18 protein-coding genes and 1 pseudogene are annotated in these 16,141 nt (G+C 40.7%); 10 read left to right on the top strand and 9 right to left on the bottom strand.

Features of this window, described 5'->3' with window-relative positions:
* Position 1: 1 nt before the first annotated feature.
* From AAGD16_RS04970 to ileS, 9 genes and pseudogenes are all read right to left on the bottom strand, one after another.
* Positions 2-505 carry a hypothetical protein gene (locus tag AAGD16_RS04970; RefSeq protein WP_016899436.1) on the bottom strand — a complete coding sequence of 168 codons (504 nt, stop codon included), beginning with the start codon at positions 503-505 and terminating at the stop codon, positions 2-4.
* Positions 493-1,491 carry a PilW family protein gene (locus AAGD16_RS04965; protein ID WP_013464477.1) on the bottom strand — a complete coding sequence of 333 codons (999 nt, stop codon included), beginning with the start codon at positions 1,489-1,491 and terminating at the stop codon, positions 493-495. Before AAGD16_RS04965 ends, AAGD16_RS04970 begins: the two co-directional genes overlap by 13 nt.
* Before the next feature lies 1 nt (position 1,492).
* The gene (gene pilV / locus AAGD16_RS04960; RefSeq protein WP_024602830.1) at positions 1,493-2,053 is read right to left on the bottom strand and encodes a type IV pilus modification protein PilV; all 561 of its coding nucleotides are present in this window, start codon (positions 2,051-2,053) and stop codon (positions 1,493-1,495) included.
* A 114-nt stretch (positions 2,054-2,167) separates the two neighbouring features.
* The gene (locus AAGD16_RS04955; RefSeq protein ID WP_024602831.1) at positions 2,168-2,872 is read right to left on the bottom strand and encodes a LytTR family DNA-binding domain-containing protein; all 705 of its coding nucleotides are present in this window, start codon (positions 2,870-2,872) and stop codon (positions 2,168-2,170) included.
* Positions 2,869-3,903 carry a sensor histidine kinase gene (locus tag AAGD16_RS04950; RefSeq protein ID WP_013464474.1) on the bottom strand — a complete coding sequence of 345 codons (1,035 nt, stop codon included), beginning with the start codon at positions 3,901-3,903 and terminating at the stop codon, positions 2,869-2,871. Before AAGD16_RS04950 ends, AAGD16_RS04955 begins: the two co-directional genes overlap by 4 nt.
* A 30-nt stretch (positions 3,904-3,933) precedes the next feature.
* Positions 3,934-4,863, bottom strand: coding sequence for a 4-hydroxy-3-methylbut-2-enyl diphosphate reductase (gene ispH, locus AAGD16_RS04945; RefSeq protein ID WP_013464473.1), 930 nt, complete (start codon positions 4,861-4,863; stop codon positions 3,934-3,936).
* Positions 4,863-5,303, bottom strand: coding sequence for an FKBP-type peptidyl-prolyl cis-trans isomerase (gene fkpB / locus AAGD16_RS04940; protein ID WP_377114018.1), 441 nt, complete (start codon positions 5,301-5,303; stop codon positions 4,863-4,865). The genes ispH and fkpB overlap by 1 nt, the downstream gene beginning before the upstream one ends.
* Entirely contained in the window at positions 5,300-5,800 is a 501-nt protein-coding gene (lspA, locus tag AAGD16_RS04935; protein ID WP_377114016.1) for a signal peptidase II, read from the bottom strand. The genes fkpB and lspA overlap by 4 nt, the downstream gene beginning before the upstream one ends.
* A gap of 12 nt (positions 5,801-5,812) precedes the next feature.
* Positions 5,813-8,212 (bottom strand): annotated as a pseudogene (gene ileS, locus AAGD16_RS04930) (isoleucine--tRNA ligase); the annotation flags it as partial.
* On the opposite strand from ileS, the gene AAGD16_RS04925 reads away from it, so the two are divergent.
* The 10 genes from AAGD16_RS04925 to AAGD16_RS04880 all read left to right on the top strand — a co-directional run bounded on the left by AAGD16_RS04925 (position 8,192) and on the right by AAGD16_RS04880 (position 16,139).
* Complete coding sequence (locus AAGD16_RS04925) at positions 8,192-8,389, top strand: hypothetical protein (RefSeq protein WP_377114782.1); 198 nt, start codon at positions 8,192-8,194, stop codon at positions 8,387-8,389. The pseudogene ileS and the gene AAGD16_RS04925 overlap by 21 nt on opposite strands.
* A complete protein-coding gene (gene prmC, locus AAGD16_RS04920) occupies positions 8,323-9,030 on the top strand; it encodes a peptide chain release factor N(5)-glutamine methyltransferase (RefSeq protein ID WP_377114013.1) in 708 nt (235 codons plus the stop codon). The genes AAGD16_RS04925 and prmC overlap by 67 nt, the downstream gene beginning before the upstream one ends.
* 55 nt (positions 9,031-9,085) lie before the next feature.
* Positions 9,086-10,615: a DUF3369 domain-containing protein gene (locus tag AAGD16_RS04915; RefSeq protein ID WP_377114779.1), complete on the top strand. Its 1,530-nt coding sequence runs from the start codon at positions 9,086-9,088 to the stop codon at positions 10,613-10,615.
* 18 nt (positions 10,616-10,633) lie between these two features.
* Positions 10,634-11,008, top strand: coding sequence for a SirB2 family protein (locus AAGD16_RS04910; RefSeq protein WP_024602655.1), 375 nt, complete (start codon positions 10,634-10,636; stop codon positions 11,006-11,008).
* Positions 11,009-11,139: 131 nt separating this feature from the next.
* Positions 11,140-11,967, top strand: a complete 828-nt coding sequence (locus tag AAGD16_RS04905) for a tetratricopeptide repeat protein (protein WP_013465324.1) — start codon at positions 11,140-11,142, stop codon at positions 11,965-11,967.
* 21 nt (positions 11,968-11,988) lie between these two features.
* On the top strand, positions 11,989-13,242 hold the full coding sequence (locus tag AAGD16_RS04900) for a DUF819 domain-containing protein (RefSeq protein WP_036982079.1): 1,254 nt from the start codon (positions 11,989-11,991) through the stop codon (positions 13,240-13,242).
* Positions 13,243-13,251: 9 nt separating this feature from the next.
* A complete protein-coding gene (kdsA, locus tag AAGD16_RS04895; RefSeq protein ID WP_013465322.1) occupies positions 13,252-14,106 on the top strand; it encodes a 3-deoxy-8-phosphooctulonate synthase in 855 nt (284 codons plus the stop codon).
* 119 nt (positions 14,107-14,225) lie between these two features.
* Positions 14,226-15,122 (top strand): transcriptional regulator GcvA, encoded by an 897-nt coding sequence (locus AAGD16_RS04890; RefSeq protein WP_013465321.1) that lies wholly within the window; start codon positions 14,226-14,228, stop codon positions 15,120-15,122.
* Complete coding sequence (locus tag AAGD16_RS04885) at positions 15,122-15,778, top strand: alpha/beta family hydrolase (RefSeq protein WP_377111434.1); 657 nt, start codon at positions 15,122-15,124, stop codon at positions 15,776-15,778. Before AAGD16_RS04890 ends, AAGD16_RS04885 begins: the two co-directional genes overlap by 1 nt.
* Positions 15,771-16,139, top strand: a complete 369-nt coding sequence (locus AAGD16_RS04880) for a DUF423 domain-containing protein (protein ID WP_377111431.1) — start codon at positions 15,771-15,773, stop codon at positions 16,137-16,139. Before AAGD16_RS04885 ends, AAGD16_RS04880 begins: the two co-directional genes overlap by 8 nt.
* Positions 16,140-16,141 lie beyond the last annotated feature (2 nt).

Genomic DNA, 16,141 nt, shown 5'->3' with positions numbered 1-16,141 from the left:
TTTAAATCCCCTTGCTTAGGCTAGCCATCTCTTGGGCTACGCCTGTCACAATTGTTAGTTGGTGCTTACTTTTAGAGCCATACTCAATAGTTGTTGAAACTTGTACCATGTTGCATGAGATCCCAGCTGTAAAACTAAAACGACGAGGACATTCTAAATCAAGCACGCCTTTATTTAAGTTAATCATTCTACTTTGCATATCATTATGTTCGGCTATAACCATGCCTTTTTCATTGCCAGACGCCATGGTAGTTACTTCCTCTGGCGTTAAGAAAAATTGATTTGTTGCACCATTGCTCGCTTCATCGGCAATCATGCGCTGCACTTCGCCGATAAGTTCATTTTCGGCAACTTCTCGCTCTTGTGCTGAATTAGTAATTTTAATATCTATACTACTGCTACTCATTAACGTCACTGCAATACCTGTAACGGCTATGACCATTATTAGTGCAGTGATAAGCACCACACCTTGCTGTTTATTTTTCATCGGGATTAAATACGCCATAAATTTGCTCCCACGTTATTTAAACGGATAGTTGTTGTGAATACAGTACGTCTAAAGTTATCTGAAAAAGTAAGGGTGCGTTTATTAGCATCTTCCCCTAATACATAGGTTTGGTTTTTGAGTGTAATACCTGGGTCCGGTTGCAGTGCTCTAATCAATAAAAAAACTTGTACCGTTAAAATACCTTTGCGGTTTTCCCAGTCTGTGGCTGTCATGTTATTAATGCTTTTATAGGTATCCACGCGACTGTCGGTGGTGGTATCTAAACCAAACACAAAACGCATATTCTCCACGCCTTCCATTATAGTTTCTGTATTCATAGAACCAGCTACTAAACGTTTTCGCATGAGTGCGGGTACAGTAATACTTTTATTATTGACTGTATAAGTTTGCTCAGCAATATAATAACTATGATGGCTATAAGGCCAAACACTGGCATTAACATTTAAACTATCAGGGTCGATAACACCTCGAACAAAGCGTGCATTTTCTTGCTCAGCAATAAAGTAATTCTCATCACTTTGCGTTTCATTAACACCTGCGGCATCAACTTCTAGTTGGTGACCTTGTAAAAACTTAACCTGTAAAATATCAGTACCCGCTAAAGGGTTATTAACACAATTAAGTTCACTTGAACTTGCCGCTGTTTTTGCATAAAGGGTTTTAAAATTACTGCTGCTGGTTAAATCAGGAAAGCTGCCATTGTTGAGACCTTCAAAGCAATCACCCGTAGGATTTGTTAATGATGATGTATTTATTGCAGTAAACGAATCATCATAAAATGTTCCCCAAAAGCCTACTTGTTCTATATCGCGTTGCATAATATTAATGGCTAATCGACCAGACTCTTGCAGCTCACCTATTGTCATCGTATCGCGGGTCGTCACTTTCATACCAATATAGGTAAACATTACGCCACCCAAAATTAATCCCCCTATAAATAAAGAGATCATCATTTCAATGAGTGTAAAACCGGCTTGCTTCATCTTAGCTCCTAACGTAAATATAGCTAGTAAGTACAACTAAACGGCGCCTTTTATCTGCTACACCACAGCTAATTTTGCCTGTTGCCTCACTCGCCTTAAATTCTTGACGACCCTGCCAAGAAACAATGACCTCAATATTAAACGCCTTACCGCCAGAGCCTGCTACCGACTCTGGATTAATACATACGGTGGCACCATCAAGTGATCCCGTATTTTCGCGGGCACGAATAGCACGCTTCCACTGCTCTATATCTAAACTCGCAATTTGTGCATTACTGCATGAACTTGTAAAACAGGTTGTAGAGGAATTAATACTTGTCTCGCTGGTAAACTCAAGGTCGTATAATGTAGCTAGTTGCGATGTATCGTTAGCCCGAATACGTTGGATAATATCATTACCAAGCGCAACAGCAGCAGCACGTTGCATTGAATCAAAGCTTGCTTGTTTTGCTTTTGCTTGCAGGGCTACAGCCCCCAATAAACCAAAGCTAAGAATAATAAACGCAATCAGGACCTCAATAAGGGTAAAACCTTTTTGCAATTTAAACGTGCTCAAAGACATAGTAAAACCAAATAATAATTATCTGATACTAAGTGTATGCAATAAAAAAATAGATTCAACTAGGACCACGACCAACGGTTAATTATGTTGATAAGCGGTTAATAGGTCGGTGTGCTAAAGTACGCTTTTTACGCTTTTGAGCGCTCGACGACTAACAGCTAAAAAAGGTGAACACCCTTTGAGTTCAATAACATGTTGATGGTTTTTAAGTGTATGGAGTGCCAAAATTTTATTTTTATTCACTAAGGTATTTCGATGAATTCGCAATAAGTGACGAGGATATTGCATTTCAAGTTGCTTTAAACTGTCTTCAATTAGAGCCTCCCCACCATCGAACACGACTTTGGTATACTTTTCCTGTGCATAAAAATAAAAAACATTTTCTATTTTTATACTTCTTACGGTGCCTGCTAATTGATAGGTTATTTTTTCTGTTTGTTGTTGTTGCAGGTGTACTCTGTTTAAACGTCCTAGCTGTTGTAATGCATGTTGCAAACTTTTTTCTGATATAGGTTTTACCAAATATCCGGCTGCATTTAACTGCATCGCATCAAGTGCATGCTCAGGATGAGCGGTTATAAAAATAATCGCCGGAGGTACCGCTAGATCATTGAGTTGATTGGCCACTTCGATGCCATTTAAGCCTGGCATATCAATATCTAAAAACACTAAATCAGGCTGCTGCTTTTTCATTTGTGTTAAAGCGTCATTGCCATTACTAGCCTCTCCTTGCACATGAATGGATGTATGGTTCTCAGCGAGTAAACGCTTCAATCGTGCCCTTGCTAAGGGTTCATCATCTACAATCAATACATTCATAACGTATTCTCTGCTTGTTTTGGGATGACTACTTTGACTCTAAATTGATTATCTTTGTTGGTTATTGTCAGTTGCGCCCGACCTTTATAATAAATACTTAAACGAGAACGAATATTATCAAGAGCCATACCGTTATGCTCTCTAGTATTTTCAGTTTCAGTAGGTACAGGATTAGTTACAATTAAGGTTAAATAATGTGTTGTCACATGCAGTTCAATACTTATAGTAGCACCACTTTGGCTTGGCTCAATGCCATGACATACTGCGTTCTCTACCAAAGGTTGTAATGTTAGATATGGAATATATAGCGCAGGGAGATGTTCTGGTAATAACCACTCAACCTTTAAGCGCTCTGCAAAGCGCCATGATTCAAGCGCAATATACTGTTTAGTTAATGTTATTTCATCACTGAGTAATACACTTTGACCTGAACGCATTGCAGCTTGAGACAGCGCTGCTAGTGCTAAAATTGCATGCTCTGCAGCCTCAACGTCATGATGCGTTAATTCTGCCGCCGTATTCAAGCTATTATATAAAAAGTGGGGTCGGATCCGTGCCTGTAAAGCATCAAGTTCTGCACGAGAAAGTGCTTTGGTTTGCTGCTCTTTTTCAAAATGAATAAGCAAAAATTGTACAAACAGTAAGGTAAGCAAAAATACAATAATGCAATTACGCAGCACAAAAAACGTCAGTTGTTTTTCGTTTTCAATATCAAAAGCAATATGAGAAAACACCAGACTAAATACAGCAGTACTGAGACTATATGAAGCAATAAAAAAACTGATCTGAATAAACTGAGTCTGTTTTGCGAGTAATCGACGACAAAGATATAAAAAAGAGGTACTGACCAGCACAGTTACATGGAGAAACAAACTGATCGCCCCCAAATGCAGCCATATGTCATCGCCAGCATTAGGAGCAAAAGCTAATATAATAGCCACAACCTGTGTTACTACGAGGGATGCAAGCACACCACGCTCATTAAAAAGGGCCGAAAAAAGTAACGCATCTGGTGACAGTTGCTTACCCATTCGACCCTCCTTTTATGATTTATCTCTAAATTAACGCAGCTCTACTGGTACAGCAAAAACAATGTTTTCTTCTTCACCAGGGTTTTCTGTTACTTGGTTACCACCGAGCTCTTTTAAGCGGGTAATCACTTGCTGCACTAGCACTTCAGGTGCTGACGCGCCTGCGGTAACCCCCACACTATTGATACCATCAAACCATGACGCTTCAACATTGCTGGCATCGTCAATTAAGTACGCACGCGTGCCCATTTTATCAGCTAGTTCTCGTAAACGATTGGAGTTAGAGCTATTTTTAGCGCCTACAACCAATAGCACATCGACTTTGTCTGCTAAATCACGAACCGCATCTTGACGGTTTTGAGTTGCATAACAAATATCATCTTTACGCGGACCATCAATAGCAGGAAACTTGCTGCGTAAGGCATCAATCACATCCGCAGTATCATCTACCGATAAGGTTGTTTGGCTGCAATAAAAAAGATTATCTGCATTCTTAACATCAAGCTTTAACACGTCATCAACGGTTTCAACTAGGTAAATGCCACCTTGTTGATTGTCGTATTGACCCATAGTGCCCTCAACCTCGGGGTGTCCATGGTGACCAATTAAAATGCATTCAATGCCTTTTCTGCTGGCACGGGTAACTTCCATATGCACTTTAGTCACTAACGGGCAGGTTGCATCAAATACTTTAAGCTCACGGCGTTTTGCTTCACTGCGTACAGCCTGTGATACACCATGAGCACTAAATATAACAATACTGTCATCCGGTACCTGATCAAGCTCTTCAACAAACACGGCGCCGCGATTTTTTAAGCCATCAACCACATAACGATTGTGTACCACTTCATGGCGCACATAGATTGGTTTTTCAAAAATATCTAAAGCGCGCTCAACAATGCTAATTGCGCGGTCAACACCGGCGCAAAAGCCTCGTGGATTAGCTAATAATATTTCCATTAACCTTGCACCTCAATAATATCAACTTCAAACGTTAAGCGCTGGCCCGCTAATGGGTGATTAAAATCGATAGTAACTGACTCGCCTTGCACTTCACGAACCAAACCCGGAAGCTCGGTGCCATCAGGTTGAGTAAACGCAATAATAGCGCCTACTTTAGCCGGCGTTTCTACACCAAACTTACTACGGTCCACATAATAAATATTATCTGGGTTTGGTTGACCAAAGGCATCTTCCGGCTCAAGTTCAAATGTTTTGCTCTCACCGGCCGTTAGGCCAAGTAAACATTTTTCAAAATTAGCGGTTAAGCTGCCATCACCCATAGTGAGCTTAGCAGGCTTGTTATGCACTTTCGTTGAGTCAGCGGCAGAGCCATCTTCTAGTTTAATAGAAAAATGAAAAATAACGTCTGAGTTTTTACCAATTACAGCTTGGCTCATGCTTTATGCTCCTTTGGATTTTCGCCGGTAAAGGCGTCAAATAGTAATAATGCAGCACCAATACAAATAGCGCAGTCTGCAATATTAAATACGGGAAAATGTGAGTCTTCGTAAAACACATGTAAAAAATCAATAACGTAACCATAAGCAATGCGGTCGTACAAGTTACCAATAGCACCGGCTAAAACTAACGAGTAAGCACCACATAATACTTTATTAGACGCTGGAAGACGTTTTAACCACCACACCAACAAACAACTAATCGCGATTGCTATTGCACTTAAAAACCAACGCTGCCAGCCACCCGCTTCGCTTAAAAAGCTATAGGCTGCACCGTAGTTATGCACATAAGTAATGCTAAAAACAGGCAGTAAATTAATTGACTCACCATACGCAATGGTGTTTACAACCAGTGTTTTACTGGCAAAGTCTATTACAAGCAGTAATAGACTCAACCAAAGCCACACTAAACCACTTTTTTGGGTTAGTTTGCTCACTAAAAACAACTCCTAAGCGAATTGACGCTTTTCACCTTCACCGTCAACGTTACTTACACAACGACCACAAATTTCAGGATGAGCAGGCTCAACACCTACATCTTCACTGTAATGCCAACAACGCTCACACTTTTTAGCATCTGTTGCTGATACGCTAATGTATAAACCATCAATTTCAGTAGTTTGTGAATCTGCAGGTTGACTGTCTACCTCGGTAACGTTAACCGCAGAGGTTAACAACACAAAACGTAGCTCATCGCCTAACGCCGCAAGTTTTGCTGCAAGCTCTTTGCTGGCAAACAGGTTTACGGTTGCTTGTAATGTTGCGCCAATCACTTCTTCTTTACGTGCAGCTTCTAACAGACGGTTCACTTCGTCACGCACATTTAAAATAGCTTGCCAGTCTTCATTACTAAACTTGGTCGTTGTTGGTGCTTGTAATCCCTCATACCATGTTGAAGTAAATACATAGTCACTGCGCTCACCCGGCAGTGCTTCCCAAATTTCTTGCGCTGTAAAGCTCATGATTGGTGCCATCCAACGCGTCATTGCTTCAGCAATATGATAAAGCGCTGTTTGACAAGAACGACGTGCATGGCTGTCGCTTTTTGCCGTGTACTGACGGTCTTTTATAACGTCTAAGTAGAACGAACCAAGCTCACCGGTACAGAAGTTCATTAGCTTTTGCGTTACTAATAGCATTTGGTAGCTATCGTAAGCCGCTAAAATATCATCTTGTAACTGTGCTGCGCGCCCTACAATCCACTTATCAAGCTCAACCATATCATCAACAGCAACTTGATCCGTTTTTGGATCAAAACCACTTAGGTTAGCAAGTAAGTAACGGCTGGTGTTACGAATACGACGGTAACGATCTGCCGAACGTTTGAATATTTCATCGGATACAGTCATTTTCTGCCGTGTAATCAGTTGATGCTACCCATAAACGTAAAATATCAGCGCCCAGTTTATTCATCACATTTTGTGGCGAAATAACATTGCCTAATGACTTAGACATTTTTGCGGCCGTTTTCATCAACCGTAAAGCCATGCGTAAGCACTTGCTTGTATGGTGCATGACCATTAATTGCCACTGAAGTCATCATTGATGACATAAACCAACCACGGTGTTGATCAGAACCTTCAAGGTATAAATCTGCAGGACCAACTAAATCTTCACGCGCATCAACAACACAGGCATGAGTCACACCTGAGTCAAACCACACATCTAGCGTGTCTTGTACTTTCATGTACTGTTTAGCGTCTTCTTCACCTAGCAAAGTAGCAGGCTCTAGGTCATACCATGCTTGAATACCTGATTTTTCCACAAGTACTGCAGCTTGTTCAATCAGCTCTTGAGTATTTGGGTGTAATGCACCCGTGTCTTTATCAACAAACAATGCAATAGGTACACCCCACGTACGTTGACGCGAAATACACCAATCAGGGCGGCCTTCAACCATGTTGGCAATACGGCTTTCGCCCCATTCAGGTAACCATTGAGTATTTTTAATTTCAGCCAGTGAATCTTTGCGTAAGTTAGCCTGCTCCATGCTAACAAACCATTGTGGTGTGGCACGGAAGATAATAGGCGTTTTATGGCGCCAACAATGTGGGTAGCTGTGAGTTAATGCATGATGATGCATTAGGGCATTATTTTCTTTTAATACCTCAATTACACTCACATTGGCTTTAAACACATGCTGACCGGCAAATAATTCAGTGTCAGGTAAGTACACTCCGTTTGCGCCAACTGGGTTAGCTACTTCAAGATTATACTCAAGGCCTGCCACGAAATCTTCTTGACCATGACCAGGTGCAGTATGTACAACACCCGTACCAGAATCTGTGGTTACGTGTTCAGCTACAATAACCGGTACGTTAAAGTCATAAAATGGGTGTGCAACGTTTAAGTTTTCAAGTGCTGCACCTTTAACATAGCCAAGGATATGGAAGTGGTTAAAGCCAAAACGATCCATCGCATCTTTAACAAGCTCAGAACCTAAAATCAGACGCTGCTGAGCACCTTCATCGTCTACTTGTACTAGCGCGTATTCTAAATCAGCATGCACAGCAACCGCACGGTTAGCTGGCAAAGTCCACGTGTCGTAGTCCAAATAACAGTCCCTACACTGCCAGTGCCTTGATGACCATCAGCTAAGTTAAACGCATTTACTACTGCGTCTTGATCAGCAAAAGTTAAAACGTACATCGATAGCTGGCGATTGTTTGTCTTGATATTCAACTTCTGCTTCTGCTAATGCAGAGCCACAATCTGTACACCAATGCACAGGTTTTGCGCCTTTGTGTAGATGGCCATTTTTTTATAATGCGACCTAGTACACGAATTGCATTGGCTTCAAAGTCAAAGTTCATGGTTAGGTAAGGCTTATCCCAATCACCAAAAACGCCTTTATTACTACCGGTGCTAATTTATTAGCATCAAGTAGTGATAGCGCAAAGTTAGATGCTCAAGTACTACTGCTTAATATTTTACAAAAGCCACGTAGTTATTTATTTACTTGGCCAGAAAAACAATTAACGATGAGCAATCACAAGCGTTTGAGCGTGCATGTGAGCGTCGTTTAAACGGCGAGCCTGTTTCGCACATTACAGGGTATCGTGAGTTTTGGAGTTTACAGCTTGAAGTAAATCCAACAACACTCATTCCTCGCCCTGATACAGAAACCTTAGTTGAGCTTGCGCTTGCATGTAATGTACCAAATGACGCCAAAGTGCTCGATTTGGGCACAGGCACTGGAGCAATTGCACTTGCGCTTGGAAGTGAAATGCCTACATGGGATATTATTGCCGTTGATCGTATTGATGATGCGGTGGCACTGGCCAAACGTAATCAAAAACGATTAGCGATAAATAATGTGTGTGTTGAACAAAGCAATTGGTTTAGCGCGTTAAATAATAAAAAATTTGATCTAATTGTAACCAACCCTCCCTATATAGAATATAACGATAAACACTTGCACCAAGGTGATGTGCGCTTTGAGCCTTTGTCTGCATTGGTTGCAGATGATGCTGGATTAGCTGATATTAAACAAATAATTACACAATCACGTGACTATTTACATTCTAATGGCTATCTTTTAATTGAACACGGATTTGAGCAAAGTGCAGCTGTTCGCCATATATTCAACCAAATGGCGTTTATAAATGTAAGCACAGTGAAAGATCTTGGTAATAACGACCGCGTAACTTTCGGACAATGGCCTTAACTTATTAAAAATAGCCCCGTTGTTTGTTTGCATATGTTTTAAGGAACTCTTTGTGATGGAAGATTTTTTATTTTCAAATGAACAACCACCTGAAGTAAAAGTTCTAATTGTTGATGATGAACCCGAGGTTCATGCTGTTACGCGTTTAGCGTTGAGTGATTTTAAGTTTCAAGATAGACGCTTGGAGTTTATTAGTGCTTATTCAGGCGCAGAAGCGAAAAAGTTGATTGATGATCATCCTGATGCGGCCATCATCCTACTCGATGTTGTTATGGAAACAGACGATGCGGGTTTGCAAGTAGCAAAATACATTCGTGATACCGTTAAAAATAATTATATTCGCATTATTCTACGAACCGGGCAGCCAGGCCAAGCACCCGAGCGCCAAGTAATCGTAAATTACGATATTAATGACTATAAATCTAAAACAGAACTTACCGCACAAAAACTATTCACCGTTATGATGGCAAGTCTTCGCTCGTATCGCGATATTATTTCGATTGAGCAATCGCGTGAGGGGCTAGAAAAAATAATCACCGCTTCGCGCAATATTTTTGCAACCCATTCAATGGATAACTTTATTGAAGGCGTGATGCAGCAGCTTACTTCTTTACTAAACGTTGCTGATGAAGCCATGTATGCCACCACCTTAGTTGCACAAAATCCGTCAGAGGAGATGAATAAAAAACTGATTGTTTGCTCTGGTACCGGCGATTTTGCTAAGCGCGAGGGAGAAGAGCTAGAAACCGTACTAGCAGAAGATCAATTACAAGCGTGCCAAGAGGCCCTTGCTAACAAAGCAATTGTGTACAGAGATGATTATTTGTTTGCTTATTGCAGCAGTAAATTTAACCATAATTCAATGTTGTTTGTATCAGGTGTGCCGTCAAAGTTGACGGATACACAACGAAACCTAATTGAAATCTTTTCTCAAAATGTGCAGTTGGCATTTGAAAATGTGCAGTTACATACTGAAGTTGAAGCCACACAACAAGAGCTTGTTTATCGTTTAAGTGAAGCCGTTGAACAGCGCTCGTGCGAAACGGGTAATCATGTAAAACGGGTTGCTTATATTTGCTATGAATTAGCATTAGCCTACGGGTTATCTGAAGAGCAAGCGAATTTAATTCGCTTTGCATCGCCTTTACATGATGTGGGTAAAATAGGTATTCCGGATGCAATTTTAAATAAGCCTGGCAAGTTAAATAGCGAAGAGTGGGAAGTTATGAAAACTCATGCTGGAAAAGGCTATGCTATTTTGAAAGATTCACCGCGTAAAATAGTCAGCGCAGGGGCATTAATCGCACAGCAGCACCACGAAAAGTGGGATGGTTCTGGTTACCCTAGTGGATTAAAGGGGGAGAGTATTGATATTTTTGCCAGAATAGTGGCATTGGCTGATGTGTATGATGCACTGCGCCATAAACGTTGCTATAAAGGTGCGTGGACACTTGAAGAAGCGGTTGCGGAGATCAACGCAAATAAAGGAACGCATTTTGATCCTAAACTTGTTGATGTATTTAATGATAAACTTGAAGACCTCGAAGCGGTACTTTTACGCTTTCCTGACAAAACACATAACTAAACAGAAGTAACAATACATATGGATTATTTAGCATTAAAACACTCACACATGGCCATTGCGCTAGTGAGTATTATTTTATTTTACGTACGTTCTTTTTCTCGCATGGGCAGTGGCAGCCTTGCCAAAAATAAATTGGTTTTTATTGGTAGCCACAGTATAGACACTTTATTAATTGTCTCAGCCATCGGCTTAATGGCAATGGCTAAAATAAACCCATTAGAGCAGCTTTGGTTATTAGAAAAAATTATTCTAGTTATCGTTTATATTGTTGTGGGTATTATTAGCGCTAAACAAACGACAACCGTTCCAAAAGTCGTATTTTTAGTACTTAACACCGCTGTTATTTTAGCTATTGGTTACTTAGCAACAGCGAAAGCACCGCTGTTGTTATAATTAACAATGCCTATTTAAGCTTTGCACACCAAAGGTGTAAAGCTTACCTCTTCAATTCATTTCTGATTATTGGTATCTAGCTTTAAAATTAGGTAAACTACGTCCTCGTTTTCTAGAATGTTGTAGTATGAATGACCACCCTCGGGTTTGATGAACACGATGAATCTTATATAGAAGATGCTTACGATGATTTTTTGCCGCCGGCTATATATCGTTGTATAAAAGCGGAAGCTAAATGGGACCCTCAAATAGACTTAACACCAAGTCTTGAAATACTCACTGCGTTTGAGCAGCAAATAGAGTCTATTTGTCAGCAGATGCCGGACGAACACGATCGCCTAGATAAACTACTTGATAGCTTTTATAGTGAGTGGCTATTTAGTGCATCAAGCTTGAAAGTTCCTGAGTATAAGTTAAATAGCATCAGCTACACCTTGTCTATGCGCAGTGGCACACCGACAACCTTAGCTATTTTGTTATGCCACTTTTTACAGCATGCTAAACTCGATGCCAGTGTAAGCATAACTCAAGGCGAAGTGGGCATTCACGTCGCAATGAGTGATGAAGAGGGTTATCTTGTCGACCCTAGCAGTGGCCAACAAAGTTGGTACATCATTCCTGAAAATATTGATGAAGAAAACCCTCAAGAACAAGAGCCTTTAGAGCTTATTTTTGAAGACGAAGTGTATAAATTATTTTTAGCGCAGCAAAAATGGTCTTTCATTAGTGAAAATAAATTTGGTCATGCATTAACTTGCGTCGATTTATTAATGGAAATGTTAGGTGATGATCCCTATGAGCGACGCGACAGAGGTTATTTACTAAATCAGCTTGGCTGCCCTAAAATGGCACGAGATGATTTACAGTTTTTTGTTGATGAATGTCCTGATGATCCTGCTATTGAAATCATTCTACATCAAATTGAAGAACTTGAAGACAATCATAAAACTCACCACTAAGAATAAAAAATAGGAAATGTTATGGCTGATCCCCAAACTGCATTAATTACCAATGATGCCGTTGTACTTGGTTTATTGGCGATTATTTTAGGGTTTATTTTCAAAACCTCAAATAGTCAACGCCCAGGTCTTGTGGCATTTTATAAATATGTACCGGCATTATTGCTGTGTTATTTTTTGCCGTCATTGTTAAATACCTTTGGTATTGTTGATGGTTCTCAATCTAACGTATATTACGTCGCTTCGCGATATTTACTGCCAGCGTGTTTAATTTTGCTTACTATCAGTATTGATTTAAAAGCGATTATTAATTTAGGTCCTAAAGCATTAATTATGTTTTTAACCGGCACCGCAGGTATTGTGATTGGCGGCCCATTAGCTATTTTAATAATGAGTGCTGTTTATCCAGAAGCGGTAGGGGGACATGGCCCTGACGCTGTTTGGCGTGGTATGACAACCATTGCAGGTAGCTGGATTGGTGGCGGTGCAAACCAAGCATCTATGAAAGAAATGTTTGAAGTGGGTGGCGATATTTTCTCAGCCATGGTCACCGTGGATGTGATAGTGGCTAATTTATGGATGGCAGTATTATTATTAATGGCAGCTAATCATAAAGCGATTGACGCTAAAGCCGGTGCAGATACCACCGCGATTGAAGACTTAAAGCAACGTGTTGAAAAATACCATGCAGAGCATGCGCGTATGCCAACGCTAAATGATTACATGATGATTATTGCTATTGCCTTTGGTATTACCGGTTTAGCGCACTTTTGTGCAGATATTTTAGGGCCCTTCTTTGCCAATAATTATGCGTGGGCAAAAGAATACAGTTTAAACAGTAAGTTCTTTTGGCTTATTGTTATATCAACGACGATAGGTATTTGCTTATCGTTTACCAAAGTACGCCATATTGAGGCGTTTGGTTCATCGAAAGTGGCGTCAGCCTTTTTGTATATTTTAGTGGCATCGATTGGCCTGCATATGAATGTAATGGCGATTTTTGATTCACCGATGTATTTTGTTATTGGTGCAATTTGGATGTTAACTCACGCAAGCTTAATGCTCATTGTGGCTAAATTAATTAAAGCGCCGTTATTTTATATGGCTGTTGGCTCACAGGCCAATGTAGGTGGCGCAGCGTCTGCCCCTGTTGTGGCTGCTGCGTTTCATCCGTCACTGGCACCGGTCGGCGTATTATTAGCTGTACTTGGCTATGGTGTAGGTACATATATGGCGTATATTTGTGGATTAATGATGCAAGCAGTTGCACCATAAGGAATTAAAATGAATAACCAAGTTATTAATATCAATGAAATAGAACTGGCAAATAATAAACCTTTTGTTTTATTTGGTGGCATGAATGTGCTTGAATCACGCGACTTAGCGATGCGTATTGCCGAGCATTATGTTGAAGTGACCACTAAATTAAATATTCCTTATGTATTCAAGGCGTCATTTGATAAAGCCAATCGCTCGTCCATCAATTCTTACCGTGGTCCAGGCATGGAAGAAGGCTTAAAGATATTTGAAGAGATTAAAAATACCTTTAATATTCCGCTTATCACCGATGTACATGAACCTCATCAAGCAGCACCGGTTGCAGAGGTTGTTGATGTTATTCAGCTACCGGCGTTTTTGGCTCGTCAAACAGACTTGGTGGTTGCAATGGCTAAAACAGGCGCGATTATTAATGTGAAAAAGCCACAGTTTTTAGCTCCGCATGAAATGCGTCATATCATTACTAAATTTAATGAAGCCGGAAATAATAATGTGGCCTTATGTGAACGTGGTTCAAGCTTTGGCTATAATAACCTAGTGGTTGATATGCTAGGTATGGATGATATGAAAACCATGGCTCCCGTTATATTTGATGCAACTCATGCATTGCAGCGTCCTGGCGGTCGAGCTGACTCAGCCGATGGTCGTCGTGCTCAAGCTGCCGAACTTGCTCGTAGCGGCATGGCATTGGGTATTGCAGGCTTATTTATTGAAGCGCACCCCAATCCAAATGAAGCAAAATGTGATGGCCCCTGTGCATTAGCATTGAGCAAGTTAGAAGGGTACTTATCGCAAATGAAAGCGGTTGATGATTTAATCAAGAGCTTTGCCCCTCTTGATACCAGTGCTAGCGATTTATAAAGTTGATTAGCACTTTAAAAAGCGACTTAGGTCGCTTTTTTTATGGCTTGAATATACTCTTTCCTAGCATAGGTATATAATTCACCGCATAAGAAAAACTAATTCTAAGCTTGGTTGCCATGTCAAGACGAGTTCCTCCATTAAACGCGCTGAAAGCTTTTGAAGCTGCAGCACGTCATTTAAGCTTTACTAAAGCCGCAGAAGAGTTGTATGTCACGCAAGCTGCGGTGAGTCATCAAATAAAAACGCTTGAAGAGCATTTAGGCTTAAAGCTGTTTTTACGTAAAAATCGCTCGTTATTATTAACCGAAGAAGGCCAAGGTTACTTTTTAGATATTAAAGAGATTTTTACTCAGCTAATAGATGCAACTGAAAAGCTATTAGCTCGTGGTGCCAAAGGCTCGTTAACCGTAAGTTTAACCCCCAGTTTTGCGATTCAATGGCTCATTCCTCGATTGAGCTTATTTAACGAATTACACCCAGAAATTGATGTGCGAATTAAAGCCCAAGATCAGGATGAAAACTCGTTAACAGACGATGTTGATATCTCAATTTATTATGGTCGCGGTCATTGGAGTGGGGTGCAAGCCTATAAACTGCACACTGAGTATTTAGTGCCGTTATGTAGCCCGTTACTGTTAAATGGCCCCAGAGCGCTTAACCAACCCAGTGATTTAGCAAACCATACCTTGCTACATGACACCACCCGTAAAAACTGGAAAACCTGGATGAAAACCGCCGGCGTACGTAATGTACAAGTTAACCAAGGACCTATATTTAGTCATTCTTCTATGGTGTTACAAGCTGCGGTACATGGCCAAGGTGTTGCAATTGGTAACAGCGTACTAGCAAAACCAGATATTGATGCAGGACGTTTAGTGATCCCGTTCAATCACAGTTTAGAGAGTAAAAATGCCTATTACTTAGTGATCCGTGAGTCACAAAATGAGTTAGGCAAAATTGTATCGTTTAAAGACTGGATGTTAAGTTTAGTTGAGCAGGAGCAAGAATATTAATGAGCATCGAATGGGTTAGAAGTAGTCAGCAACCGGCAATCGCACAGTTTATATTTGCTCATGGCGCAGGGGCTGGCAGTGATTCTGAGTTTATGCAAATCATGGCTAAACAACTTAGTGAGTACAGTATTGACGTTGGCTTGTTTGATTTTGAATATATGCAAATTGCTAAACAAACTAACAAACGTCGCCCACCAGAGCGAGCGCCTAAACTACTTACTTATTTTGAACATATAGTGACTCAAGCTGATGCAAATTTACCGCTATTTATAGGGGGTAAATCAATGGGCGGGCGCATGGCATCGATGCTTGCCTGTTCGACCTCTCATCCTGTTTTAGGTGTGCTTGCGTTTGGTTATCCGTTTCATCCTCCGGGCAAGCCAGAAAAACTGCGTACAGATCATTTTGCAGAAATACCGTGTCCTTTTTTAGTATTACAGGGGGAAAGGGATACCTTTGGCACCCGCGAAGAGCTTGCCACAATGGCCATGCCAAAGCAGCCAAAGTATGTATGGTTAACGGATGGTGACCACTCACTAAAACCGCGTAAAAAAAGTGGCGTGACTGAGCAGGAAAACCTGAATGCTGCGGCAATACAGGCAGCAAGCTTTATAAAGAATACGCTTGAAAATTTAAAAGAGGATAAACATGATTAAACTATTTTTATTAGCAGGCAGCTTTTTTTGCATGCTTTCAGTGATACTGGGCGCATTTGCTGCTCATGGTCTGAAAAATCGTTTATCAGAGTACTCCATTGGTATTTTTAAAACCGCCGCTGAATATCAAATGGTGCATGGGCTGGCGTTAATTGCAGTGGCTATTTTAATTAAGTGGGGTATGCACCTCAGTATGGCGGGTGGTTTTTTTATTGCCGGTACATTGTTATTTAGTGGCAGCTTATACTTATTGGCCTTAACAGGGTTGAAGTGGCTGGGCCCAATTACCCCATTGGGTGGGCTGTGCTTTATTATTGGTTGGATAGTTATTTTAGTGCAAGTTGCACGATTTAAGTTTTAAAG

The sequence above is a fragment of the Pseudoalteromonas sp. M58 genome (genome assembly GCF_042604605.1).
Lineage (GTDB): Bacteria > Pseudomonadota > Gammaproteobacteria > Enterobacterales > Alteromonadaceae > Pseudoalteromonas > Pseudoalteromonas tetraodonis.
The sequence above is the reverse complement of the archived record's forward strand: the minus strand, read 5'-3'. Positions and strand labels throughout refer to the sequence as shown.